Consider the following 1,971-nt stretch of genomic DNA (forward strand, 5'->3'; position numbering starts at 1 on the left):
TTGAATTGTTGAGTAATACCAATTCACTGTTTTGATGCCACATTTACGATTCCCCCAATCCGATTAAAAAGGGGTAATATAGCAGTTCTAAATGATTCTTAAAGGCGAGACCCCCCACTTCGAGAAAGAAGTCGGGGATCTCAAGGGTTGGCATCTCCAAACTCAAATAGGATTGCGATAGATGGATATGTGTTAGACATAAACAGGAGTGACGCAAAAACCTCTCAAACTCTTATTCCTATGCGCTTGCTCGCAGGCTACGCCAACGTGTACGAGAGCGTCTAAAGCGAAGAGAGCGCTTCACAACTCTTAGGCGGTTCATTTTTCTGTTACTGGTACGTAAGTCCTAATAAAGTGAAATAGTATTACTTGGCACCCAAGCCAGAGTTACTTAACGACATGGGTAGGCGATACGACATCCTGGTTGAGTCGGCTGTCCTGAGCGGACGAGGAGCGCGGCAATTTATACTACCAGTCAGTTGAACAACCACTTTCCCAGTGAATCGATCCTAACTGAAGTAGGGACTGCCTGAGCAAGACTCTGCAAAGTTTTTTTACAAGTAGTGTTCGTTTTTTGGTTTTGGCACCTAACTTTGGAGAGAAATCTTTAAGCAGAGGAATTTATAAATGCCAATCGAAACAGTACCCGGAACTTCCTTAAAGTATTACCTGATCGCTTTTGATGCATCTGGCAAAGAACGCGATGAACATGGCGAGTTGATGAGCCAAAAAATCTTGGAAGCACTTGCTAGCGAACCAATCACAGATGTATTCATCATGAGCCACGGCTGGATGGGTGACATTCCCGGAGCGCGAGATCAGTACAACAAATGGATTGGCGCGATGGCTAAACAAACAGCCGATCTCGAAAAAATCACACAGGCGCGACCGTTTCGTCCCTTAATGATCGGAGTGCATTGGCCCAGCAAGCCTTGGGGCAATGAAGATTTGACAAGTGCTTCGGTGTCTTTTGGCGTGAACGATGCAGATCCTGTCGATAGCGCCGTTGATGAATATGCTGAACGCATTGCTAACACTGAGGAAGCGCGGCAAGCACTGCAAACAATTTTTAGGAAGGGGCTGGAAGACAGCGAACCCGATACCTTACCGCCAGAGGTAGTAAACGCCTACCAAGTGTTGAACCAAGAGGCTGGTTTGGGTAGCGAAGGTGGGGGTGGGGCACCAGGTTCGGATTGGGAAGGTTTCGATCCGGAAGGCATCTATCAAGCAAGTCACCAAGAACCCGTCAGCTTCAGTGCTGGCAGCAGCTTTGACTGGGATAAGTTTCTAACTCCCCTGCGGCTACTATCTTTTTGGACGATGAAAGACCGCGCTCGCAAAATCGGTGAAAGCGCTGGGTTCAACTTGTTAAAAGCACTTCAACAGAACACTCCTGAAACTGTGCGATTCCATCTGATGGGTCATAGTTTCGGATGCGTTCTTGTCTCTGCCACCCTTGCCGGTCCAAAAGGTCAGGGCAAATTAGTCCGGCCAGTTAATTCTTTGGTCTTGGTTCAAGGAGCGATGTCTCTCTGGTCTTACTGTTCAAAAATTTCCTACGAACGCAATCGCCCTGGTTACTTTAATCCACTCATCGTTCAAGGTAAAGTCGCTGGTCCAATTGTTACGACCCAATCTCACTTCGACTATGCAGTCGGCAAGATGTACCCCCTAGCTGGAAAGATTGTCTTTAGTCGTGTGGACTTTGCCGCCGGTGGTTTGCCTAAATATGGCGGAATTGGCTGCTTTGGTCTCTGCGGAAACGGCTTTCCAGTAGAAGACATAAATATGCTCGGTTCTGATGCCTCTTATCAGTTTAAACCGGGTAAAGTCTACAACCTGGAAAGCAGCAAGTTTATTAATGACGTGACAGACAAGTTTGTTGGTGCCCATAACGACTTTGCCAAACCGGAAGTAGCCCATGTGCTGTGGTCGGCAGTTTCTGGCAGTTAACCGCCAGTCTTAGTTAAG

Annotated in this window: 1 protein-coding gene; it reads left to right on the plus strand. The window is 47.2% G+C overall.

Features of this window, described 5'->3' with window-relative positions; translation table 11 throughout:
- The first annotated feature begins 627 nt into the window (after positions 1-627).
- On the plus strand, positions 628-1,953 hold the full coding sequence (locus H6F50_RS07510; RefSeq protein ID WP_190428043.1) for a hypothetical protein: 1,326 nt from the start codon (positions 628-630) through the stop codon (positions 1,951-1,953).
- Positions 1,954-1,971: the final 18 nt, after the last annotated feature.

It is taken from the genome of Coleofasciculus sp. FACHB-712 (genome assembly GCF_014695635.1).
Taxonomy (GTDB): domain Bacteria; phylum Cyanobacteriota; class Cyanobacteriia; order Cyanobacteriales; family FACHB-T130; genus FACHB-T130.